Source organism: Mesorhizobium sp. WSM4935, assembly GCF_029625735.1.
Lineage (GTDB): Bacteria > Pseudomonadota > Alphaproteobacteria > Rhizobiales > Rhizobiaceae > Mesorhizobium.
Genome location: NZ_JARTVR010000004.1, coordinates 446262 through 467875 on the forward strand (window position 1 = coordinate 446262; position 21614 = coordinate 467875).

Annotated in this window: 21 protein-coding genes and 1 pseudogene; 13 read left to right on the forward strand and 9 right to left on the reverse strand. The window is 63.2% G+C overall.

Going from position 1 to position 21614, the window contains the following annotated elements:
* The first annotated feature begins 1 nt into the window (after position 1).
* The 6 genes and pseudogenes from P9273_RS13820 (at position 2) to P9273_RS13845 (ending at position 4374) form a co-directional block, all read left to right on the forward strand.
* Positions 2 to 826: a carbohydrate ABC transporter permease gene (locus tag P9273_RS13820; protein WP_278049402.1), complete on the forward strand. Its 825-nt coding sequence runs from the start codon at positions 2 to 4 to the stop codon at positions 824 to 826.
* A 72-nt stretch (positions 827 to 898) separates the two neighbouring features.
* Complete coding sequence (locus tag P9273_RS13825; RefSeq protein ID WP_278049403.1) at positions 899 to 1462, forward strand: DUF4142 domain-containing protein; 564 nt, start codon at positions 899 to 901, stop codon at positions 1460 to 1462.
* A gap of 71 nt (positions 1463 to 1533) precedes the next feature.
* Entirely contained in the window at positions 1534 to 1923 is a 390-nt protein-coding gene (locus P9273_RS13830) for a DUF6152 family protein (RefSeq protein WP_278049404.1), read from the forward strand.
* Complete coding sequence (locus P9273_RS13835; RefSeq protein ID WP_278049405.1) at positions 1924 to 2391, forward strand: hypothetical protein; 468 nt, start codon at positions 1924 to 1926, stop codon at positions 2389 to 2391.
* Positions 2392 to 2501: 110 nt separating this feature from the next.
* Positions 2502 to 2800 (forward strand): annotated as a pseudogene (locus tag P9273_RS13840) (cupin domain-containing protein); the annotation flags it as partial.
* Between the two features lie 137 nt (positions 2801 to 2937).
* Positions 2938 to 4374 (forward strand): SEFIR domain-containing protein, encoded by a 1437-nt coding sequence (locus P9273_RS13845; RefSeq protein ID WP_278049406.1) that lies wholly within the window; start codon positions 2938 to 2940, stop codon positions 4372 to 4374.
* Between the two features lie 40 nt (positions 4375 to 4414).
* Here P9273_RS13845 and carB read toward each other — a convergent pair whose 3' ends face one another.
* The 3 genes from carB to P9273_RS13860 form a co-directional block, all read right to left on the reverse strand.
* Entirely contained in the window at positions 4415 to 7918 is a 3504-nt protein-coding gene (carB, locus tag P9273_RS13850; RefSeq protein WP_278049407.1) for a carbamoyl-phosphate synthase large subunit, read from the reverse strand.
* Between the two features lie 220 nt (positions 7919 to 8138).
* Positions 8139 to 8927: an SH3 domain-containing protein gene (locus tag P9273_RS13855; protein WP_040996724.1), complete on the reverse strand. Its 789-nt coding sequence runs from the start codon at positions 8925 to 8927 to the stop codon at positions 8139 to 8141.
* A 107-nt stretch (positions 8928 to 9034) separates the two neighbouring features.
* On the reverse strand, positions 9035 to 9391 hold the full coding sequence (locus tag P9273_RS13860; protein WP_040996723.1) for an ArsR/SmtB family transcription factor: 357 nt from the start codon (positions 9389 to 9391) through the stop codon (positions 9035 to 9037).
* Positions 9392 to 9583: 192 nt separating this feature from the next.
* Here P9273_RS13860 and P9273_RS13865 point away from each other — a divergent pair, with 192 nt between their 5' ends.
* Positions 9584 to 10762, forward strand: a complete 1179-nt coding sequence (locus P9273_RS13865) for an MFS transporter (protein WP_278049408.1) — start codon at positions 9584 to 9586, stop codon at positions 10760 to 10762.
* Between the two features lie 173 nt (positions 10763 to 10935).
* Here P9273_RS13865 and P9273_RS13870 read toward each other — a convergent pair whose 3' ends face one another.
* The gene (locus tag P9273_RS13870) at positions 10936 to 11400 is read right to left on the reverse strand and encodes a MarR family winged helix-turn-helix transcriptional regulator (protein WP_278049409.1); all 465 of its coding nucleotides are present in this window, start codon (positions 11398 to 11400) and stop codon (positions 10936 to 10938) included.
* A gap of 189 nt (positions 11401 to 11589) precedes the next feature.
* Between P9273_RS13870 and P9273_RS13875 the strand changes: the two genes are divergently transcribed.
* Positions 11590 to 12384 carry an SDR family NAD(P)-dependent oxidoreductase gene (locus P9273_RS13875; protein ID WP_278049410.1) on the forward strand — a complete coding sequence of 265 codons (795 nt, stop codon included), beginning with the start codon at positions 11590 to 11592 and terminating at the stop codon, positions 12382 to 12384.
* 318 nt (positions 12385 to 12702) lie between these two features.
* On the opposite strand, the gene P9273_RS13880 is transcribed toward P9273_RS13875, so the two are convergent.
* Positions 12703 to 13302: a LysE family translocator gene (locus tag P9273_RS13880; protein ID WP_278049411.1), complete on the reverse strand. Its 600-nt coding sequence runs from the start codon at positions 13300 to 13302 to the stop codon at positions 12703 to 12705.
* A gap of 96 nt (positions 13303 to 13398) precedes the next feature.
* On the opposite strand from P9273_RS13880, the gene P9273_RS13885 reads away from it, so the two are divergent.
* Positions 13399 to 14265 (forward strand): LysR family transcriptional regulator, encoded by an 867-nt coding sequence (locus tag P9273_RS13885; protein ID WP_278049530.1) that lies wholly within the window; start codon positions 13399 to 13401, stop codon positions 14263 to 14265.
* Positions 14266 to 14277: 12 nt separating this feature from the next.
* Here P9273_RS13885 and P9273_RS13890 read toward each other — a convergent pair whose 3' ends face one another.
* From P9273_RS13890 to P9273_RS13905, 4 genes are all read right to left on the reverse strand, one after another.
* Positions 14278 to 14928 (reverse strand): glutathione S-transferase family protein, encoded by a 651-nt coding sequence (locus tag P9273_RS13890; protein WP_278049412.1) that lies wholly within the window; start codon positions 14926 to 14928, stop codon positions 14278 to 14280.
* A gap of 91 nt (positions 14929 to 15019) precedes the next feature.
* Positions 15020 to 15670 (reverse strand): dihydrofolate reductase family protein, encoded by a 651-nt coding sequence (locus P9273_RS13895; protein ID WP_278049413.1) that lies wholly within the window; start codon positions 15668 to 15670, stop codon positions 15020 to 15022.
* A gap of 153 nt (positions 15671 to 15823) precedes the next feature.
* Positions 15824 to 16666, reverse strand: a complete 843-nt coding sequence (locus P9273_RS13900; protein WP_278049414.1) for a protein-L-isoaspartate O-methyltransferase family protein — start codon at positions 16664 to 16666, stop codon at positions 15824 to 15826.
* Positions 16667 to 16702: 36 nt separating this feature from the next.
* Positions 16703 to 18061: an Nramp family divalent metal transporter gene (locus P9273_RS13905; protein ID WP_278049415.1), complete on the reverse strand. Its 1359-nt coding sequence runs from the start codon at positions 18059 to 18061 to the stop codon at positions 16703 to 16705.
* 296 nt (positions 18062 to 18357) lie between these two features.
* On the opposite strand from P9273_RS13905, the gene mntR reads away from it, so the two are divergent.
* The 4 genes from mntR (at position 18358) to P9273_RS13925 (ending at position 21601) form a co-directional block, all read left to right on the forward strand.
* A complete protein-coding gene (gene mntR, locus P9273_RS13910) occupies positions 18358 to 18816 on the forward strand; it encodes a manganese-binding transcriptional regulator MntR (protein ID WP_040996705.1) in 459 nt (152 codons plus the stop codon).
* A gap of 95 nt (positions 18817 to 18911) precedes the next feature.
* Positions 18912 to 19100, forward strand: coding sequence for a hypothetical protein (locus P9273_RS13915; RefSeq protein ID WP_278049416.1), 189 nt, complete (start codon positions 18912 to 18914; stop codon positions 19098 to 19100).
* A gap of 173 nt (positions 19101 to 19273) precedes the next feature.
* Positions 19274 to 20173, forward strand: coding sequence for a KPN_02809 family neutral zinc metallopeptidase (gene ypfJ, locus P9273_RS13920; RefSeq protein ID WP_278049418.1), 900 nt, complete (start codon positions 19274 to 19276; stop codon positions 20171 to 20173).
* A gap of 159 nt (positions 20174 to 20332) precedes the next feature.
* On the forward strand, positions 20333 to 21601 hold the full coding sequence (locus P9273_RS13925; protein ID WP_278049420.1) for a TCR/Tet family MFS transporter: 1269 nt from the start codon (positions 20333 to 20335) through the stop codon (positions 21599 to 21601).
* Positions 21602 to 21614: the final 13 nt, after the last annotated feature.

Here is a 21614-nt window from a genome sequence, read left to right on the forward strand (position 1 = left end):
CATGAGAATGCTGAAGCGCGCCGCCTTCTATCTGCTGCTTCTGGCTATCGTCTTCCTCGCGGTGTTTCCGTTCTACTATGCCATCGTCACCAGCCTGAAATCGGGAACCGAGCTGTTCGGGGCGAGCCTCTGGCCGGAAACGTTCAGCCTTGCCAATTACCGCAACGTGCTGACGGAAGGTCCCTTCCTGCGCAATCTCATTAATTCGCTCATCGTCTCCGGTGCGGTGGTGGCGATCTCGCTGCTCATCGGCGTCACCGCGGCCTATGCGCTGGCGCGCATCCGCTTCCGCGGGCGCTCGGCGCTGATGCTCGCCATCCTGTCGGTTTCGATGTTTCCGCAGGTTGCGGCGCTTGCCGGGCTGTTCGAGATCATCCGGGCGCTGCATCTCTACAATTCGCTGCTCGCGCTCATCCTGTCCTATATGATCTTCACGCTGCCGTTCACCGTCTGGGTGCTCACCACTTTCGTGCGCGACCTGCCGGTCGAGATCGAGGAGGCGGCGATCCTCGACGGCGCCGGGCCGTGGACGATCCTCACGCGCATCTTCCTGCCGCTGATGTGGCCGGCGCTCGCCACCACCGGGCTGCTTGCCTTCATCAGCGCCTGGAACGAGTTCCTCTTCGCGCTCACATTCACCTCCACCAACACGCAGCGCACCGTGCCGGTGGCGATCGCGCTTCTGTCGGGCAATTCGCAGTTCGAGATCCCCTGGGGTAACATCATGGCCGCCTCGGTAATCGTCACCGTGCCGCTGGTTGTGCTGGTGCTGATCTTCCAGCGCCGCATCGTTTCCGGCCTGACTGCCGGCGGGGTTAAGGGATAGGTACACCGCAACCGGCTGGTCCACCCAGCGTTGGAAGTCTCTGAGGGATCATTCCGGATCGGAGACTTAAAAATGAAAACGCTTCTAACGGTTGCCGCCATCGCGCTTCTTGCAGGCGCGCCGGCCGCATTTGCCCAATCGAGCGACACGGATTCGACCAAGGTCACGCCGATGGCCGCCGACAGCAAGGTCGACACCCCAACCTTCGTCAAGACCGTGCCCAGCGCCAACGAATTCGAGATCCAGTCGAGCAAGCTGGCCGAAGAGAAATCCAAGTCGGCCGACGTGAAGAAATTCGCCAAGCAGATGATCACGGACCACACCAAGGCCGGGGAGGACTTCAAGGCCGCTCTCAGCCAGGGGCAGACCACCGCTTCGATCAAGCCGGCCGGCTCCATGCTGCAGCCAAAGGAGCAGCAGATGCTGGACGAATTGAAGAGCGCCAGCGGCAAGGATTTCGACCGGAAATACATCCAGATGCAGACGGACGCGCATAAGGAAGCGGTCGCCTTGTTCAGCACCTACGGCAAATCGGGCGACGACCCGGCGATGAAGGAATTCGCCAAGAAGACGCTGCCGGTGCTGAAGATGCACGAGAAGCATGTAAAGGAACTGGCGGGCGCGCATCCGGGCTGAGGCCCGATGTGATTTGACCTCGTCGCGCGGTGACCTACTCTCGGCCTGATGAACCGAGGAGGAGACGGGCGATGCAGTCACCTTTCAACCAGATGCGGCGCATCGTGCTGGTGGCGGCGTTGACGCTTGCCGCAGGCACCGCCGCCTATGCCCATCACGGCTGGTCGTGGACGCAGGACGACTTCTTCGAGCTCAAGGGCAAGATCACGGCGATCTATATCGGCAATCCGCATGCGACGCTGGATGTCGATGCGCAGGGCGAGATGTGGCGGGTGGAGATGGCGCCGCCCGCCCGCACCATCGCCGCCGGCTTTACGGAGGAAGTCGCCAAGATCGGCGACCAGGTGACCGCGATTGGCCACCGCTCGCGCGACGAGGCGGAAAAGCGCATGAAGGCGGTGCGCATCAGCGTCGGCGGCAAGAGCTACGACGTCTATCCCGACCGCCTGCCGCCGGCCTAGATGGCGGAGTTTCTGGCCGGCATCGAGCAGCTTGCCTTGGTGCGGGGGCTGAAAGCCTCCTTCGTCGCTTACCCGATCGTCAACGCGCTGCACATCATTGCGGTCGGCGCGCTGCTGACCAGCGTCGCGCTGATGGATCTGAGAGTCTGCGGGGCGTTCCGGACGTTGCCCTATGCGGCGTTCACCGGCCTGCTGCGCCGCACGGCATTCGTCGCTTTCGCCGGCGCGCTGGTCACCGGCGCGCTGCTCTTTTCGGTTCGGGCGAGCGCCTATGCGGCAATGCCGATCTTCCTCGCCAAGATGACGCTGATCCTTCTCGCGGGGGCCAATTTCCTCTGCTTTCTATGGCTTACCCGCGGGCGCGGCGGAGAAGTGCCGGCAGGCGGGCCTGCCGTCCTGCTAGCGGTGCTGTCGCTGGCGCTGTGGCTCGGCGTGCTGATGGCCGGGCGGTTCATCGGGTTCTTGTAGGGGCGGTTGCAAGTGTTGAGAGGGGCGCCGACCGCGTGCGTCACGGCTGCCCACGCGTGGCTGGCAAGGGGCTTACATTGCCGGCGCCGGCGCTGCCCCTCATTGCCCTGCCGGGCATTTCTCCCCGCCAGCGCCACTGGCATGAGGACGAGCTCGTCTATGTGCTGGAGGTCGAGCTGACGCTGGTCGAGGACGGCGGCGATACGCTGCTCAGGGCGGGCGATAGTGCTGCCTTCGCCAAGAACAGCGGCAACTGCACATGATCAACCGGTCATCTGTGACGGCGCGCTACCTGGAAGTCGGGTCGCGCAACCCGGAGGATGTTATCACCTGCTCCGACATCGACGTGGTGAGCCCGAGTTCGGATAGGCGGTTTTTGCATAACGGTGGGGAGAGGGTACGAGGGTAGAGGTGAAGTCATGCGTGCCGACGCTCGGCTCAAGCGAATTCAGCGGGCAAGCGCCCATCCAAAAACAACTAGTCTGGTGCAGCTGTCCAGCCGTTGTGTTAATTAAGAGGCACTGGGCTCGATTCTTGGGATGTGCAATGACTTCTCCAAAAGCTTTCATCTCGTATAGCTGGACCAACCAAACTCATCAAAAGACTGTTCTTGAGTGGAGTGAGCGCCTGCTTGGTGATGGCGTGGATATTATTATCGATCAGTTTGACTTGAAAGAGGGCCAAGATAAATACGCCTTCATGGAGAAGATGGTCGCTGACGATAGTGTTACGCACGTATTAGTCATATGTGACAGAGCATACGCAGAAAAAGCCGATCAGCGAAAGTCGGGGGTGGGAACGGAGTCTCAAATTATCTCAAGTGAGGTCTACAATAAAGTTGATCAGAGCAAGTTCATACCTGTTGTTTGCGAGTTTGGGGATGATGGCGAGCCATTTTTGCCTGCGTTCATGAAGTCAAGAATATGGATTGATTTCTCATCTGCCGAGGCCGTTAATGAAAATTGGGAGCGGTTAGTTAGGCTGCTTTTTGGTAAGCCGGCCAATCAGAAACCTCGGCTCGGCAATGCTCCTGCTTATGTCCGAGAGAATTCAAGTCTGCCAGCGAGCCCCTCGCTTGGCAAGTTGTCAAATTTGCGTCAGGCCATTTTGAGCGGGAAACCCGGCCTCGGACTTTATAGAAACGATTTTTTGGATTCCTGCATCGAATATTCCGACGCTCTTCGGACGAGGTCCGAGCCAAACCTGCAAGCTCTCGGTCAAAAGATATTAGACGATTTTAACAGCCTGAAACACGTCAGAAATCATATTATCGACTGGGTTCTTTTGGAGACTTCTTCTGGCCCCAATTCTGGTTTTCTGGATTCGCTTCACGACTTCATGGAGCGGCTTATCGAGCAAAAATCTAGACCGAAGGAGATAACACAATGGAACGAATCCTGGTTCGATGCCCACGGTCTGTTTGTCTACGAGTGCTTTCTGTACATTATTGCCGCTTTGCTTAGATCTAAATCGTACAATCAGTTAAATAAAATCCTTTCACTGCGTTATATGCCTGCAGAGACTATGCAGAATCGGAGCGATCCGTTGGTCACGTTTGAGGTATTCAACAGTTTTTCCGAAATTCTAAATTCGGTTTTCGCTCCTGAAGGCAGACGATTTCTGAGCCCGTCCGCAGAGTTGGTCAAGCGGAGCGCCAATCGAAAAGATATAACATTTGACGCCCTTATGGAGGCTGACGCTGTCGTCTTTTTTGTGGCCCTACTGTCAGAAGAGATTGAGTGGTATCCTCAGACTCTCTTATACGCAGACCGATATAAGGCTTTTCCCATTTTCCTACGTGCAACACAGCATAGCGCTTTTGGCAATATTGCTAGTATTTCCGGGGTCAGTGATGCTGAAAATATGCGAGTTCGAGTGCGTGAAGGACTAAAAAGGATGGCTACTAGCTCTTGGCATGACTTTAGGTTCAACCGAGATTTCCCCGCGATGATGAATCTCGATGGTCTGGATACTGCTAAGTAGCCCCGAGTGAGGGCGCTGACGTCCAAGAGCGAGTAGTCGCTCACCCAAAATACTCCTGCAGCGGCCGAACCTCCAAATTCCCCGCCCGCAGCGCGGCAATCGCTTCCGCCACCGCAGCCGCGCCCGACAGCGTGGTATAATACGGCACCTTCTGCATCAGTGTCGCCCGCCTCAGCGACTTCGAATCCGACACCGCCTTTTGGCCATCCGTGGTGTTGAAGACGATCTGGACCTGGCGGTTGCGGATGGCGTCCTCGATATGGGGGCGGCCTTCCAGCACCTTGTTGATCTTTTCGGCCGTCACGCCGTTCTCGGCGAGGAAGCGGGCGGTGCCGGAGGTGGCCAGCACTTTAAAGCCCTGGCCGGCGAGGCGTTTGACCGCCGGCAGGATGCCCTTCTTGTCCTCGTCGCGCACCGAAACGAACAGCGTGCCGGAACGCGGCAGGTCGACATTGGCCCCGAGCTGGCTCTTGGCGAAGGCGAGGGCAAAGTCGCGGTCGAGGCCCATGACCTCGCCGGTTGAGCGCATTTCCGGACCGAGCAGGATGTCGACACCGGGGAAGCGGGCGAAGGGGAAGACGGCTTCCTTGACCGCGATGTGGCCGGGGTTGCGCGCGTCGGGCATGGCGCCGTAATGGGCGAAGGCGTTTTCCAGCGTCTCGCCGGCCATGATGCGCGCCGCGATCTTGGCGATCGGACGGCCGATGGTCTTGGCGACGAAGGGCACGGTGCGCGAGGCGCGGGGATTCACCTCCAACACGTAGACCGTGCCGTCCTGAATAGCATATTGCACGTTCATAAGGCCGCCGACGTTGAGCGCGCGGGCGAGCGCAGCGGTCTGCCGCTCCAGTTCGTCGACGAGGTCAGGGCGCAGCGAATGCGTCGGCAGTGAGCAGGCCGAGTCGCCCGAATGGATGCCGGCCTCCTCGATATGCTCGAGAATGCCGGAGACGAAGGTCTCCTTGCCGTCGCACAGGCAGTCGACATCGACCTCGATGGCGCCGGTGAGATAGGTGTCGAACAGAAGCGGGTTCTTGCCGAGCAGCGTGTTGATCTGACCGGTCTTGTCGTTGGGATATTTCTGCTTGATGTCCTCCGGCACCAAGCCGGGCACGGTGTCGAGCAGGTAGGTCTGCAGCATGCTTTCGTCATGGATGATCTGCATGGCGCGGCCGCCGAGCACATAGGACGGACGCACCACCAGCGGGAAGCCGAGCTCGCCGGCGACGAGGCGGGCCTGTTCGACCGAATAGGCGATGCCGTTCTTCGGCTGGGTGAGGTTCAGCTTGTGGAGCAGCTTCTGGAACCGGTCGCGGTCTTCGGCCAGATCGATCATGTCGGGCGAGGTGCCGAGGATCGGGATGCCGGCCTTCTCCAGCGCGTCGGCCAGCTTCAGCGGCGTCTGGCCGCCGAACTGCACGATGACGCCGACCAGCTCGCCGGACGCCTGCTCGGCGCGCAGGATCTCCAGCACGTCCTCCGCCGTCAACGGATCGAAATAGAGCCGGTCGGAGGTATCGTAGTCGGTCGAGACCGTCTCCGGGTTGCAGTTGACCATGATCGCTTCATAGCCGGCGTCGCGGAGCGCAAAGGCAGCGTGGCAGCAGCAATAGTCGAACTCGATGCCCTGGCCGATACGGTTCGGGCCGCCGCCAAGGATGACGACCTTCTTGCGCGACGACACGCGCGCCTCGTTGTCGAGCGCTCCGGCGAAGGGCACTTCATAGGTCGAGTACATATAGGCGGTCGGCGAGGCGAACTCGGCGGCGCAGGTGTCGATGCGCTTGTAGACCGGATAAACGTCGAGCTTTTCGCGGAGCTTCTGAACGACCTCGGCGTCGGTCTTCGTCAGCGAGGCGAGGCGGGCGTCGGAAAAACCCATCGCCTTCAGCATGCGCAGGTTTACGGCATCCTGCGGCAGGCCATGCTCGCGGACGCGTTCCTCCATGGCGATGATGCCGGCGATCTGCTCGAGGAACCACGGGTCGATCTTGCACATGGCGTGCACGTCTTCCAGCGAGGTGCCCATGCGGATCGCCTGCGCCACCATACGCAGCCGGTCCGGCGTCGGGGTGCCGAGCGCGGCACGGATCGCGTTGCGGTCGTCGACGTGACTGGCCGGGCTGGTGCCATGGCCAAGCCCGGGGATCTCGATCTCGTCGAGGCCGGTCAGGCCGGTTTCCAGTCCACGCAGGGCCTTCTGCAGCGATTCCTGGAAGGTGCGGCCGATGGCCATCACTTCGCCCACCGACTTCATCGCGGTGGTCAGCACCGGCTCGGCGCCGGGGAATTTCTCGAAGGCGAAGCGCGGGATCTTCGTCACCACGTAGTCGATGGTCGGCTCGAAGGAGGCCGGCGTGGCGCCGCCGGTGATGTCGTTCTCCAGCTCGTCCAGCGTGTAGCCGACGGCGAGCTTGGCCGCGACCTTGGCGATCGGGAAGCCAGTGGCCTTGGATGCAAGGGCAGAGGAGCGCGAGACGCGCGGGTTCATCTCGATGACGACCAGGCGGCCGTCGGCTGGGTTAACGGCGAACTGCACGTTGGAGCCGCCCGTCTCGACGCCGATCTCGCGCAGCACCGCGATCGATGCGTTGCGCATCATCTGGTATTCCTTGTCGGTCAAGGTCAGCGCCGGCGCGACGGTGATCGAGTCGCCCGTGTGCACGCCCATCGGATCGAGATTCTCGATCGAGCAGACGATGATGCAGTTGTCCGCCTTATCGCGGACGACCTCCATCTCATACTCCTTCCAGCCGAGCACGCTTTCCTCGATCAGCACCTCGGTGGTGGGCGAGGCGTCGAGGCCCGACTGGACGATGTCGTAGAATTCGGCGCGGTTGTAGGCGATGCCGCCGCCGGTGCCCCCCATGGTGAAGGAGGGGCGGATGATCGCGGGAAGGCCGACATGGTCAAGCGCCTGGGCGGCGATCGCCATGGCGTGGCTGATATAGCGCTGCTTGCGGTCGCCTTCGCCAAGGTTCCAGCGGGTTTCCAGCGCATCGAGCGCGGCATCGAGATTTTCCGGGTTCTCCGCCTTCAGCGCGGCGCGCTCGGCCTCGTGGATCTTGCGGTCGGCGTCCTTGACCTCGGTGGCGTTGGCCAGCATCGAGCGCGGCGTCTCCAAGCCGATCTTGCTCATCGCCTGGCGGAACAGCGCGCGGTCCTCGGCCTTGTCGATGGCGGCCGCATCGGCGCCGATCATCTCGACATTATAGCGGTCGAGCACGCCCATGCGGCGCAGCGAGAGCGCGGTATTGAGCGCGGTCTGGCCGCCCATGGTCGGCAGCAGCGCGTCGGGGCGCTCCTTGGCGATGATCTTCGCCACCACTTCGGGCGTGATCGGCTCGACATAGGTGGCGTCGGCCAGCTCCGGGTCGGTCATGATCGTGGCCGGGTTGGAGTTGACCAGGATGACGCGGAAACCCTCTTCCTTCAGCGCCTTGCAGGCCTGTGTGCCGGAATAGTCGAATTCGCAAGCCTGGCCGATGACGATGGGGCCGGCCCCGATGATCAGGATCGACTTGATGTCGGTGCGTCTTGGCATGGTCGAGCGGTTCCGTTCGGCGAGCGGCTTGCACAAAAAACCGGGCGGGGAGGACCCGGCCGGTTGTGCTTGCGATTCTGGTATCAGGCTAGGAGGGCCTTATAGGGAAGAGTTTTGCGGGATGTAACCCCGAAAATGCAGGGCAGTAGGGCAGTAGGGCAGTAGGGCAGTGGGGTGGCTCTTCCCTATTGCCTTACTGCCCTACTGCCTTATTCCCTTTTCAATCCCCCAGCGCGAGCTGATCCGTGATCTCAAACCGTTCGGAAACGCCGATGCGGATCATGTTGAGCGTGCCTTCGCGCGTGAAGCGGAATTCGTCGGAGGAGTCGGAGCCACTCGGCTTGCCGTCGTGGAAATTGATGACGCGTGTGCCGCCGTCCGGCCAGGTCACCGTCACGACGCTGTCGCCGCCCTCATGCGCGACACTGATTTCGCAGCGGGTCATCGGTTGGCCGACATGACGCGCGCAGGGGATGCCAGCTTCCGGCGCGTCGGATTGGGCGTTTGCCGCAGCCGCGAAGGCGAGGCCATAGGCATCCAGCATGGCGGTCCTGCCAATTTCAGCCGCCGATGGCGGCTTGGCCGGCTCGCCGCCACCCAGGCGCGCCGCGATGTCAGGTTGCGGCTCCTCGAGAGCTTCTTGAGGCGCGGCCGCCGGCGCGGCGGTGTCTTCAGGAGGCGACGCCGGGTTGTTGGGGCTGAGATAGCGGGCCGGCACCCAGCCGGTTATGTGGGCGTCCTGCGTGTCCTCGACCTTGCACCATGGATAATTGTTGACCGTCTTGCAGCCGTAATTCTTCACCGCCGCGCCGTTGGGCAGCCGCGCTTCGATCTTTCCGCCCGGTGAAGCAGTGGCGCGGATGTTGAGGAGATCATCCGGGGCGAGGCCGCCGATGATCGAGATGATTGTCCCGGGTGCCTCCTGAGCCAAGGCCGGCAGGGAGACGGGCAGCAACGAGGCGGCCAGGAGTGCCTTCAGCGTCAGTCGGAGCGTAGCTTTGCGCTTCATCTTTTGGCTGCAATTTCCAAGGCGCGACCAGATATAGGCGGCGGGACTGCCGGATGTCATCCTGAATTTAGCGGCGATTATGAGGCCCGAGGCACGCGCATATGCGCTCAGGCCGAAACCTCGACCTCGGACGTGCCGACCGCGGGCAAAGTGGAGTCGCCATCGGCCGCGGCAATCACGCTGTCGAGCAGGCCGGGGAAGCGCTTGTCGAGGTCATCGCGGCGCAGCGTGATCAGCCGGCTGGTGCCGACCGCTTCGCTTCGGGTGACGCCCGCCTCGCGCAGCTTGGCCAAGTGATAGCTGAGATTGGTCTTGGAGGCGAGGTCGAGGAACTTGCTGCAGTTCAGCGGTACGCCTTCCTTGCGAGCCAGATAGCGCACGATGGCAAGCCGGGTCGGGTCGCCGAGCACGGCGAGCACGATCGGCAGGCTGATCTGGTCGGCAGTTGGATGGGGCAGGCTCATGACCCAGAATTAAGCACAAACGGCACGAACTTCAACGCGGCTTCCCTTTCTGCCGAGAGCAATAGCCTCTTCCCTTCGGCCCGGTCCTGACACAGGGCTGTCAGCAGGGTTCAGCTATTTTCTCCCGGCGCGGTTGACATCATGCCCTGTTATGTCCAATTGTTCAATAACTTTTGAACTAAGGACAACCCCATGGACAAGCGGATCTTCTGGCTGGCGCTCGGATCGTTTGCGATCTCGACCGAAGGCTTCGTCATTTCCAGCCTTCTTCCCGATATCGCGACCGATGCCGGCATCTCCGTGCCGCTCGCCGGCTCGCTGATCACCGCCTTCGCGCTCGCCTATGCGATCGGTGCGCCGGTGCTGGCGACGCTGACGGGCGAATGGGACCGGCGGCGCGTGATCCTGTGGACGCTGGTGTTCTTCGTGATCGGCAATCTGGTGGCGGCGGTAAGCTCGTCCTTCGAATTGTTGCTGATTGCCCGCATCGTCATGGCGCTTTCGTCCGGCCTGTTCGCGGCGACCGCGCAGGGCACGGCCGTGGCGCTGGTGGATGACCATCACCGGGCGCGCGCCATTGCCGTCGTCGTCGGCGGCACGACGGTGGCTGTTGCGGTCGGCGCGCCGCTCGGCGCGCTGGTCGCGGCGATCGCCGGCTGGCGCGGCACGTTCTTCGCCATCGCCGCGCTCGGCGCGCTGGCCGGCGCGATCCTCTGGTGGCGCCTGCCGCGCGGCATCGTCGGCACCAGGCTGCCGCTGAAGCGCCGGCTGGCGGCGGCGGTGCGCCCCGGCGTGATGCCGATCCTTCTGACGACGGCGCTAGCGCTGGTCGGCGCCTTCACGGTGTTCAGCTTCATCGCGCCCCTGGCCATCCAGGGCGGTGGCCTGAGCCCGCTGGCGCTGCCCGGCATGCTGCTCGCCTTCGGCGTCGGCGCCGTCATCGGCAACATTGCCGGCGGGCAGGCCGCCGACCGCTTCGGCGCGACACGCACCGTCGCCTGGTCGCTGACGCTGTCGGCCGCGATGCTCGTCACCTTCTCGCTGATCCCGACTTTCCTGCCGCATCGTCTGGCCGGACCGGCGCTGATGGGCATGATGGTCCCGTGGGGCATCGTCGGCTGGGCCTTTCCGCCGGCACAGGCGAGCCGCATCCTCAAGATCGCACCCGACGCCGCCCCCATCGTGCTGTCGCTCAATGCTTCGGCGCTCTATTTCGGCGTTGCGCTGGGTGCCGTTGTCGGCGCCGCAGTGCTGCGCTTCGGCGCGCCGGCCGATCTCGGCCTGATCGCCGCGGTGTTTCCGATCGTCGGGCTCGGCATCGTGTTGGCGGGAAGGGTGCTGGCCCGGCCGGTGACGATGCCCGCCGAGTAAGACGTGCCGATATTCAGGTGAGCCCGGCCTGCAATTGCCGAGTTCCTGCGCTTCCGGTGCTCACGTACTTCAGTACGCTCCGCTCCGGTTCTCGGAACCTGCCACTTTCGGCTCGGCCTGACCTGAATCTCAGCACGTCTTCACAGCTGAAGAATTGATCGGCAGCCGCTTCTTCAGTTCGATGGGGCGGCCGCCGGCATGTCCAGGTCGAGATCGGCCACGGCGTCCAACGCCGCGCGCAGCTTCGCCGCCTGCTCCGCGCCAACCTTGTCCTCGAACTGCCGCTGCGCGACGCTCCAGAGCTTGAGCGCCTCGTCGAGCTTGGCCTGGCCTCGTGGCGTCAGCCGCACGCGCTTGACGCGGCGGTCGTCCTTGTCGGGAAAGGTCTCGACGTAACCGTCGCGGATCAGCGGCTTCAGCGTATGGCCGAGCGCCGAGAGATCCATGATCAGCGCTTCGGCGATGGCGCCCATCGCCGGCTCATCGCCGATGTGGATCTGAAAGAGCAGGCCGAACTGCGTGCTCTTCAGGCCCGAAGGCGCCAGCGCGTCGTCGTAGAATCGGCCCAGGCTGCGCGCGGCGCGCCGCAGCGTGGCGTTGTTGCAGTCGCTGAAACCCGGCTTCCGAGCTACGGTCATGATCACTCCTCGCCGGCGCAAAGGCGCGCCGGCCTGCCGCAGAAATAGTTTTCGTCGTCGCCGTTGACAAGATAGTGGCATATGCCTACTTCGAGTAATGTGGCATATGCCACTAATTGAAATCAGAAGCTGGGCGGATGAACTGACCATCGGCGCCGGACCAAGCGAAGTGCACAAAGGAACAGGACAATGAGCACGAAGGACAATAAGGGCACGGCCGTTATCACCGGCGCTTCATCAGGCATCGGCGCGGTCTATGCGGACCGGCTGGCAGGGCAGGGCTACGATCTGGTGCTGGTGGCGCGCCGCGCCGACCGGCTGCAGGAGGTGGCGGACAGGCTCGCCTACGCCTATGGCCGCAAGGTCAAAACGATCGTCGCCGATCTTGCGGCCGATGCCGATCTGCGCCGGGTCGAACAGGCGGTGTCGACGGACGACAGTGTGACGCTGCTGATCAACAATGCCGGCGTGGGTGGCCTGGAGACGATCGCCGGCGCCGACGCAGACGCGGCCGAGCGCATGATCAAGGTCAATGTCGTGGCGCTGACCAGGCTGACCCGCGCGGTGCTGCCGGGCCTGCTCCAGCGCGATCGCGGCGCGATCATCAACATCGCTTCGGTCGTTGCCTATGGCATCGCCGTTGGCGGCATCTACAGCGGCACCAAGGCCTATGTCGCCAACTTCACGGAAGCGCTGCAGAAGGAAGTCGCCGGCACCAATGTGAAAGTCCAATCCGTCGTGCCCGGACCGATCCGCACCGAGTTGTGGGACGTCTCCGGAATCAGCCTCGACAGGATCAATCCGGACTGGATCATGAGTGCCGAAGATCTGGTCGACGCGGCACTTGCCGGGTTCGCCCAGGGCGAGACCGTCACTGCGCCCGGCCTTGCCGACGCTTCCGAGCTGAACACCTATCTCGGTGCCCGGGATCATTTCTTCGGCAGCCTGTTCTCCGGCAAGCCGGCCGCGCGTTACGCCGTCTGAGGGCTATCTTTGTGACTGGCGTGACTGATCAAGCCGAGGCTGATTGCCACGTGGTTCCCCCAATCCGTCGCTGCTTCGCAGCGCCACCTTTCCCCCTCCGGAGGGAAAGGAACGGAGCGCTGCAAAAAGCCTCGGCGCCTTTCCTCTACCCCGTCGATCGGGGGAGAGAGGTGGCTCGGCGAAGCCGAGACGGAGTGGGGGTCGACCAGCGCTACATTGGACGGTGTATGCGCCAAGCTCCACGCATGCTATCGCCAAAGACCAGCCGCTTTGAAATGTGTGCATGCCGTAGCCTCCTTCGTGGGGCGAGGAACGGCGTTACGCCGGCCGCCACATCGGGATGATGGAAGCGGCGAGCACAAGCGCCAGCGCGATGTTGAGCGCGCGCCATTGCCACTCGGTCTTGAGCAGCCGCGCTAGGATCATGCCGGCCACGCACCAGATGGACAGCGAGATCGCGGCGGTGAGGCCGAAAGTCGAGCCAAGCAGCAGGGCGAGTTGCGCCGGCCCGTCCGCCAATGCGGCGAAGGAAGCCGCCGCCCCCAGACCCATCGCCCAGCCTTTCGGATTCATCCACTGGATGCCGGCGCCGCCCACGAAACTGTTCGGCTTGGCCATGGTGACGTCGAGATTGGGCGGCCCGGCTCGGCCGATCTTGATTGCAAGCCAGACCAGGTAGAGCGAGCCGGCGATCTTCATCGCAAGCTGCAAGGACGGCATGGCAAGCAGCAAACCGGCGAGCCCCGCGGCCGCCGCGCCGGTTACCGTGGCAAGGCCCGCCGCGCTGCCAGCCATCAGCGGCACAGACCGGCGAAAGCCGAATTGTGCGCCCGATGCCGTGGACAAGGTGGTGGCGATGCCGGGCGTGGCGGTGGCCACGAAAGCGAACAGGATCAAGGGCAGGATAGACTGGAGCATGGCGCGTTCCTTGTGGAAGGCGTCATGCTAGGCGTGGCTGCTCATCAGTAAATGCAATGTTTGATATGGTGTGCATTAGCAATTATAATGCCGGCCATGATCCGCGATCTCGACACGACCCTCATCCGCACCTTCGTCACGACGGCCGACAAGGCCAGCATGACGGCGGCGGCTAACGCGCTCCACCTGACGCAAGGCGCCGTCAGCCAGCAGGTCAAGCGGCTGGAAGAGGTGCTGGGGCAAAGCCTGTTCGAGCGCGGCCGCCGGGGTCTCAAGCTGACGCGGGCCGGCGAGCGGCTGCTCGACAAGGCCAGGCGCCTGCTGCAGCTCAATGACGAGATCCTTGCCGAAATCAGGGGCAGGGCGGTTGCCGGGCGGGTGCGGATCGGCGTGCCTTACGATCTCGTCGGCACGCTGCTCGCGCCGGTGCTGAAGACCTATGCCGAAGCCTATCCGCAGGTGGAGATTTCGCTGGTCTGTGCGTCCTCGCCGGAACTCGCGTCGGCCTTGGCGGCCAGCACCATCGATCTTGCCGTCATCGAGGAGCGCGTCGGCCCCAGCGCCGGCGAATGCCTGCTCGTCGACCGGCTGGTCTGGGTCGGCGCCAGAGGCGGGGCGGCGCGTCTGAAGCGGCCGCTGCCGGTTTCGATCGTCGCCGACACCTGCGCCTTCCGGCCGGCGGTGCTGGCCGCACTCGGCGAGCACGGGCTCGACTGGCGCACCGTGTTCGAGAACGGCAATATCGATGCCACGACCGCGACGGTGCGCTCGGACCTCGCCGTGACCACCTGGCTTGCCTCGACGGTTCCTGCCGATCTCGACATCCTGTCCGATGCCGGCCTTCCGCCGCTGCCGAATTTCTCCGTCAACCTGCATCTGCCCAAACATGCCACCCAGCCGGCCGCGCAGGCTTTCGCCAGCCATATCCGCGAGGGACTTTCCCGCTATCGCCAGGCGGCGTGACGCGATCGCCGGTCAGCCATTCGCCGCCATCGCAACCGTCAATTGCGCTTCGAAAGCGCGCTTGAAGGCCGGCCGAGCCTCGCCGCGGGCGACATAGGCAGCAACGTTTGGGAATTCGTTCAGCAGTCCCGATCTTTGCAGCCGGCGCAGCACGCCCACCATGACAAGGTCGCCGGCGCTGAAAGCGCCATCGAGCCAGTCGCAATCGCCGCCGAGATGGCGGGAGAGTTCGGCCAACCGCTTGCGGATTCGATCGTCGACGAGGGGCAGGCGCTCATCGCGCCACGGCGCATCGTGCTCCAGGATCACGGCGGTTGCGCGCTCGAGGATCGGCGGCTCCACCGTGCTGTACGCGGCAAACATCCAGGCGACCGCGCGCGCCCGGGCGTTCGCATCGTCGGGCAACAGACCCGCGTGACGCACCGCGATGTGAAGGACGATCGCGCCTGACTCGAACAGGGCGAGATCGCCTTCCTCGTAGGTCGGGATACTGCCGAAAGGATTGAGCGCGAGATGCTCGGGCTGCTTCATCGCAATGAACGAGACGAGACGAACGTCGTAAGGCTGTCCGACTTCCTCGAGCGCCCAGCGCACTTGCATGTCGCGCGCCAGCCCTCCGCCGCCGTCGGGCGATCGTTCGAAGGCGGTGATGGTGGGTATCATCGGCTGCTCCTGACCATTTAGTCTTCGTTGCGGAAGAGAGGCTTCAAATCGGATGCGCGGCGGGCTCGGCCCGCCACGCGACAGCCTTGTGCTACTTCCAGTTTCTGCGCCGCTCGAGCTCGGCTTCCGAAGGCTCCCGCTGGGCAAAAGAACCCGTGCGGATTTCGCCTCCGCGCTCATAGGTCGCCATGATGACGCCGGTGGTGGAAGCCTGCGATTTGACGAGCTTGAAGGCCGCCGGCATGGCGTTGTCGCCGAACAGCCGCTTGCCCTTGCCGAGCACCAACGGGAAGATCATCAGCCGCATCTCGTCGATCAGGCCGTTGGCGAGCAGGGTCTGGATCAGATTGGCCGAGCCTTGGATGAGCAGGTCCGGCCCGTCTTCCTGCTTGAGTTCCTTAAGCCTGGCAACGATATCGGATCCGAGCGACTGGGTGTTCTGCCAGGTCAGCGAATCCGGCCGATGCGTCGCCACATATTTGACCGCAGGGTTGAAGACATCCGCGATCGGATCGTTCTGATACGGCCAATGCGCGGCGAAGATATCGTAGGTCCTGCGGCCGAGCAGCAGGTCGAACGGTCTGGAGAACAGTTCCTCCATGGCCGCCCCTGCCACCTCGTCGAAATAATGGAAGGTCCAGCCGCCGAATTTGAAACCGCCGACCGGATCTTCTTCCGGCCCGCCGGGTGCCTGCATGACGCCGTCGAGGCTGACAAATGTAGCGGCGATGATCTTGCGCATAGTCTTCTCCTTTGCTGGTCCGCGCCGTCACGGCCGGATTTTCTGTCCAAAGCGTTTGACGCAATTCCTGGCGGAAAACCGCTTCGCACTTTTTCCTGGAATTGCTCCAAGGACGAACGGCAAGGCCGCTTTCCGACACGGCTCCGCGAATTTCTATCGGGCGCTGTCGGCGCGAATGGCGCGTGACGAGAACCAGACGTCGCCGAACACGGCGGTCGCGGTGCGGTCGGGCGCCTTGTCTTTTCTCAGCCAGATCGAGCGGGTGCGCGCGGCGCGCTCGCGCGTCGGTATTTTCGCGCCCGCCCCGGCAATGGAAGCGCCGACGCAAGGGATGAACCAGGAGCCCATGAAGGGCCGGCAGGCAAAGCCGTTTTCCAGGCGGGTTATGAGGACCGCGAGGCCGACCGTTTCAGAGGGACGCCACGGAAAGACCATACGGCCGTGGGGTTTCAGCGCTTTCAGCCATGCGGCGGGCGGGGCAACGACGCCGGCATTGACATAGATGATATCGGAGGGCGGCAACGGATTGGCGACGGCGTCGCCCTGGATAATTTCGACGTTGTCGTATCGGGCAAGGTTTGCCTTGGCGCGCGCGGCAAGGTCGGCCTCGATCTCGAAGGCGGTGACGCTGCCGCCCGGCTCGACCAGTCTCGCCAGCAGCGCCGTGTAGTAGCCGGTGCCGGCGCCGATATGGGTGACGGCTTCGCCCGGTTTCGGCTCGACCTTGCCGAGCCACATCGCGTGCAGCATCGGCTCGCCATTGTTGATGCCCTTGTCGGCATCGAGCACGACGAGCACGTTTTGGTAGATATAGGTCGGATCGGCGCTCGGCGTCTCGAACCGGCCTTCGCCGGCAAACACCGTCCATGGTCCCGGACCCAGGAAAGCCTCGCGCGGCACCGAGGCGAACACCTCCTCGATGCGCGGGTCGGCCGACCGCGCCTGCGCGGCCATCAGCCTGGCGTAAAATCTGCGGGCTTCGTCCGGTTCGGCCATGGCGCGAAGATAGCGCGTCCGGCGCGAATGTCGCGATCAGCCGGCGAAGGTGTCGTAGAGCAGCTTGAAGTTGAGAACGAGGATGACGGCCGCCACCACCCAGGCCAGGACCGCGACGGCACGCGGTATGGCGAAACTGCCCATCTTCTTCCTGTCCGACACAAACTGCACCAGCGGGATGACGGCGAAGGGCAGCTGCATCGACAGCACCACCTGGCTGAACACAAGCAGCTCGGCCGTGCCCTTCTCGCCGTAGAGCGCCGTGACGACCACCACCGGGACGATGGCGATGCCGCGCGTCAGGAGGCGGCGCGCCCATTGCGGGATGCGCAGCCGCAAAAAGCCTTCCATCACGATCTGGCCGGCAAGCGTTGCGGTGACGGTCGAGTTGAGGCCGGAAGCGAGCAGCGCGACCGCGAACAGGATCGAGGCGATGCTCAGGCCCAGCAGCGGCGACAGCAGCTCGAAGGCCTGACCGATCTCGGCGACGTCGTGATGGCCGGTATCGTGAAAGGCGACCGCCGCGACGATCAGGATCGAAGCGTTGACGAACAGCGCCAGGATCAGCGCGATGGTCGAATCCGTCGTCGCCCATTTGATGGCGTCGCGCTTGCCGCTATCGGTGCGCTCATAGGCACGGGTCTGCACGATCGAGGAATGCAGATACAGATTATGCGGCATCACGGTGGCGCCGATGATGCCGATGGCGATGTAGAGCATCGCCGGATTGGTGACGATCTGCGACGACGGCACGAACATCGAATGCAGGATGGTGCCTGCCGGCGGCGCGGCGACGAAGATCTGGATGGCAAAGCAGCCGAAGATGATGATCAGAAGCGCGATGACGAAGGCTTCGAGGTAGCGGAAGCCCTTGTTCATCAAGAGAAGCACCAGGAAGGCGTCGAGCGCGGTCAGCATGGCGCCGCCGATCAGCGGAATGCCGAACAGAAGCTGCAGCGCGATCGCCGTGCCGATCACCTCGGCAAGATCGCAGGCGATGATCGCCAGTTCGCAGGCGATCCAGAGCACGAAATTGACAGGACGCGGATAGTAGGCGCGGCAGGCCTGGGCGAGGTCGCGGCCGGTGGCGATGCCGAGCCGCGCCGCCAGCGCCTGCAGCAGGATCGCCATCAGGTTCGACAGCATGATGATGAACAGCAGCGTGTAGCCGAATTGGGCGCCGCCGGCGAGATCGGTCGCCCAATTGCCCGGGTCCATGTAGCCGACCGAGACCATATAGCCCGGTCCCATGAAGGCGAACAAGCGGCGGAACCAGACGCCGGTCTTTGGCACCGCGATCGAGGCATTCACCTCGCGCAGGCTAAGCTGCTCGTCATCGGGCCTGTCGAATCGCCATGCGGGTCGGACTACGGTTGCTGCATCGGCATCGGACATAGGGATTTCCGCGGGAACTGTCGAAGATGCCTTCTATCTATGCTGTGGCTCAACATTATGCAATAGGCTATATTTCATTGATCATGCTTTCGTGATACGTCGGAGCGAGTTCCAGGGCGGGTGACTGCAAACGCCGGTTGCGCCCGCGCGGGAATGCAAATAAACGGCCGGACCATCAGGGGTTCGTGTTATGGATACGGTCCCGATTCAGCCAACGGGATAGAGCACGATGTCGTCCGAAAACCGCTTCATACTTTTCGGCATCATGCCTTATGAGAGGCTAGGAGGAGCGCATTTTGGCGCTTAGGAACAAACCGGTTCGACGCGAAGAGCCGCTTCCCGATGCCGAAATCCATTCGGAAGGATTCCGGCAGCAGCGCCAGGCCCGTCGCAGCGCGCTGGTCGAGGACTATGTCGAGCTCATCGCCGACCTGATCGAGGACGGCAATGAGGCGCGGCAGGTGGATATCGCCGCAAGGCTTGGCGTCGCGCAACCGACGGTGGCCAAGATGCTGACCAGGCTGTGCGCCGACGGGCTGGTCTCGCGAAAACCTTATCGCGGCGTATTCCTGACCGAAGCCGGCCGCAAGGTCGCCGAGGAAAGCCGCATCCGACACCAGACGGTGGAGGCCTTCCTGCGCTCGCTGGGCGTCAGCGCCGAAACGGCGCGCATCGACGCCGAGGGCATCGAGCATCATGTCAGTGCCGAAACGCTGGAAGCTTTCCGCCGAGCGATGACGCATCGCCAAGCGTAGGAGTTCGATCTATCCGAGCGCGTTGAAGCGGAACCGACCCATGTCCGCTGCATTATTTCCCACATCATGCGGCTATCGCGCTTAGGGAGGAAGCAATGGGCGTCGAACAGGCACCGACCGCCAAGGGAAAGCAGGCGGCCGGGGGATTGCGGCAGGCGGCCGCCAGGGACGAGCGCAAGACCGAGACAGAGACCGGCCGTCCGCTGAAGAAGGGCGCGGCGCGTTTCGAGGAACGTTCGAAGAGTTCGGACGGGAAGAGCGCCGGCGCCAAGCAGAAAAGCTGAGGTTTTAGCCGGGTTATCGGGAGTGGAAATTGATCAGCCGATCGGAGTTTCCTTCGGCCCGCGCCTTTTTCGAGCGCGAAAAATTCTGTGACTTAGGCCAGCCGTTGCGATAATTATCTGCAGGGGGTGGTTGCGGGCCGTCTTCCAGGACATTCGCATTGCGAGGAGTTGCCATGCTGTGGAGAGGCCGTCGTCAGAGCGACAATATCGAGGACCAGCGCAGCGATGGCGGCGGGCTCGGCGGCGGACTGGGCGGCGACGGCCAGTTCCGCATCCCGATCGGCGGCCGCACCGGTGGCGGCGGCAGCATCCTCCTGGTCATCCTGGTTGTGCTCGCCGGATGGTATTTCGGCTTCGACCCGTCGCAGATCCTCGGCGACGGCGGCGGCCAGATCACGGAAGACACCAGCTCGCAAAATGGCGGCTCGCCGGCCAATGACGAGATGAAGCAATTCGTTGCGACCGTGCTGGCGGAAACCGAGGACACCTGGACCGGCATTTTCAAATCTCAAGGATTGACTTACGAGGATCCCAAGCTGGTGCTGTTCAGCGGCCAGGTCCGCTCGGCCTGCGGCTTCGCCTCGGCGGCTGCCGGGCCGTTCTACTGCCCGGGCGACCATAAGGTCTATCTCGACATGAGCTTCTTCCAGCAGCTCGACCAGCAGTTCGGCGCTTCCGGCGAGTTCGCGCGCGCCTATGTGGTGGCGCATGAGGTCGGTCACCATGTGCAGAACCTCACCGGCATCATGGGCAAGTTCAACCAGATGCGGCAAGGCATGAGCGAGGCCGACGCCAACCAGCTTTCGGTGCGCATCGAGCTTCAAGCCGATTGCTTCGCCGGCGTGTGGGCACATTACACCGCGCAAAAAGGCATGTTGGAGCAGGGCGATATCGAAAGTGCGCTGAACGCCGCCAAGCAGATCGGCGACGACACGCTGCAGAAGAGGATGCAGGGCTATGTTGTGCCGGAAAGCTTCAACCATGGCACCTCGCAGCAGCGGCAGACATGGCTGGCGCGCGGCTACAAGAGCGGCAAGCTGTCCGACTGCAACACCATGAGCGGTCCTATCTGAGGCGGCGCCAGCCGCTTCTTTTCCGCTGAGATCGGCGATCAAAGACGGCTGGCAAGGAGTGTCAGGATAAGGCGCTTGCCTTCGTTCGCGCATTGTTCCCGCCGGCAACGTCGCCTATAAGGTGCCCTCCGCCTCGGGCGGCCTGAGGAGCTTATCGCCATGATCGACCCGAAAACCGCCAAGCGGGGCCTTGCGCTCGTTTTCACGACGCTGCTGCTCGACATCATCGGCTTCGGCATCATCATGCCGGTGCTGCCGGCCTACCTTGAGGAACTGAGCGGCGTCAGCGTCAGCGAGGCCGCGATCGAGGGCGGCTGGCTGTTCTTCGTCTATGCTGCGATGCAATTCTTCTTCGCGCCGATCATCGGCGGCTTGAGCGACCGCTTCGGGCGCCGCCCGGTCCTGCTTGCCTCGGTGCTGACCTTCTCGATCGACAACCTGATCTGCGCCGTCGCCTGGTCCTATCCGATGCTGTTCATCGGCCGCGTGCTCGCCGGCATTTCCGGCGCGAGTTACTCGACGACATCGGCCTTCATCGCCGACATCTCGAACGACGAGAACCGGGCGAAGAATTTCGGCCTGCTCGGCATCGCCTTCGGCGTCGGCTTCGTCATCGGCCCGGTGCTGGGCGGGCTGCTCGGCACGTTCGGGCCGCGCGTGCCGTTCTATTTCGCCGCCGCGCTTGCTTTCGTGAATTTCCTGATCGCGATGCTGTTCCTGCCGGAAACGCTGGACGAAAAGCACCGCCGGCCCTTCGAGTGGAAGCGCGCCAATCCGGTTGGCACGCTGATCCAGATGCGCAATTATCCGGGCATCGGCTGGATCGGGCTTGTGTTCTTCCTGATGACGCTCGGCCACATGGTTTACCCGGCGGTCTGGGCGTTCGTCTCCAGCTACCGCTATGGCTGGAACCAGCAGCAGATCGGCTTTTCGCTCGGCGCCTTCGGCCTGTGCGGCGCGATCGTCATGGCGATCGTGCTGCCGCGGGTCATTCCCAGGCTTGGGGAGTGGAGGACGGCGGCGATCGGCCTGACCTTCACCGCGCTCAGCGCTTTCGGCTATGCGTTCTCGACGCAAGGCTGGATGATCTATGCGGTGATCGTGGCCGGTTGCCTCGAAGCGCTGGCAGACCCACCGTTGAGGAGCCTCGCAGCCGCGAAGGTGCCGCCTTCGGCGCAGGGCGAATTGCAGGGCGCAATGACCTCGATCTTCTCGATCACCTCGATCGTCACGCCGCTGCTCTATACGGCGATCTTCTCCTGGTTCACGAGCCCGACCGCGCCGGTCGTGTTCGGCGGCGCGCCATATGTGCTCGGCGCGATCTTCCTGACGCTGGCGGTGATCGTCTTCGTGACGAAAGTAGCCAAGCCGACGGCGAAGGAAGTCGAGCGCATGCACTCGCAGGAAGCGGTGACCGACGCTGCTTAGGCTGGTGGTTTGA

Coding starts and splice junctions, on each gene's coding strand:
- P9273_RS13830 (WP_278049404.1), top strand. CDS start 1,534: ATGCAGTCACCTTTCAACCAGATGCGGCGCATCGTGCTGGTGGCGGCG.
- P9273_RS13900 (WP_278049414.1), bottom strand. CDS start 16,666: ATGGCCGAACCGGACGAAGCCCGCAGATTTTACGCCAGGCTGATGGCC.
- P9273_RS13895 (WP_278049413.1), bottom strand. CDS start 15,670: ATGCGCAAGATCATCGCCGCTACATTTGTCAGCCTCGACGGCGTCATG.
- P9273_RS13860 (WP_040996723.1), bottom strand. CDS start 9,391: ATGAGCCTGCCCCATCCAACTGCCGACCAGATCAGCCTGCCGATCGTG.
- ypfJ (WP_278049418.1), top strand. CDS start 19,274: ATGCTGTGGAGAGGCCGTCGTCAGAGCGACAATATCGAGGACCAGCGC.
- P9273_RS13915 (WP_278049416.1), top strand. CDS start 18,912: ATGGGCGTCGAACAGGCACCGACCGCCAAGGGAAAGCAGGCGGCCGGG.
- P9273_RS13875 (WP_278049410.1), top strand. CDS start 11,590: ATGAGCACGAAGGACAATAAGGGCACGGCCGTTATCACCGGCGCTTCA.
- P9273_RS13855 (WP_040996724.1), bottom strand. CDS start 8,927: ATGAAGCGCAAAGCTACGCTCCGACTGACGCTGAAGGCACTCCTGGCC.
- P9273_RS13880 (WP_278049411.1), bottom strand. CDS start 13,302: ATGCTCCAGTCTATCCTGCCCTTGATCCTGTTCGCTTTCGTGGCCACC.
- P9273_RS13825 (WP_278049403.1), top strand. CDS start 899: ATGAAAACGCTTCTAACGGTTGCCGCCATCGCGCTTCTTGCAGGCGCG.
- P9273_RS13865 (WP_278049408.1), top strand. CDS start 9,584: ATGGACAAGCGGATCTTCTGGCTGGCGCTCGGATCGTTTGCGATCTCG.
- P9273_RS13870 (WP_278049409.1), bottom strand. CDS start 11,400: ATGACCGTAGCTCGGAAGCCGGGTTTCAGCGACTGCAACAACGCCACG.
- P9273_RS13845 (WP_278049406.1), top strand. CDS start 2,938: ATGACTTCTCCAAAAGCTTTCATCTCGTATAGCTGGACCAACCAAACT.
- P9273_RS13890 (WP_278049412.1), bottom strand. CDS start 14,928: ATGATACCCACCATCACCGCCTTCGAACGATCGCCCGACGGCGGCGGA.
- P9273_RS13885 (WP_278049530.1), top strand. CDS start 13,399: ATGATCCGCGATCTCGACACGACCCTCATCCGCACCTTCGTCACGACG.
- P9273_RS13835 (WP_278049405.1), top strand. CDS start 1,924: ATGGCGGAGTTTCTGGCCGGCATCGAGCAGCTTGCCTTGGTGCGGGGG.
- P9273_RS13905 (WP_278049415.1), bottom strand. CDS start 18,061: ATGTCCGATGCCGATGCAGCAACCGTAGTCCGACCCGCATGGCGATTC.
- P9273_RS13925 (WP_278049420.1), top strand. CDS start 20,333: ATGATCGACCCGAAAACCGCCAAGCGGGGCCTTGCGCTCGTTTTCACG.
- P9273_RS13820 (WP_278049402.1), top strand. CDS start 2: ATGAGAATGCTGAAGCGCGCCGCCTTCTATCTGCTGCTTCTGGCTATC.
- carB (WP_278049407.1), bottom strand. CDS start 7,918: ATGCCAAGACGCACCGACATCAAGTCGATCCTGATCATCGGGGCCGGC.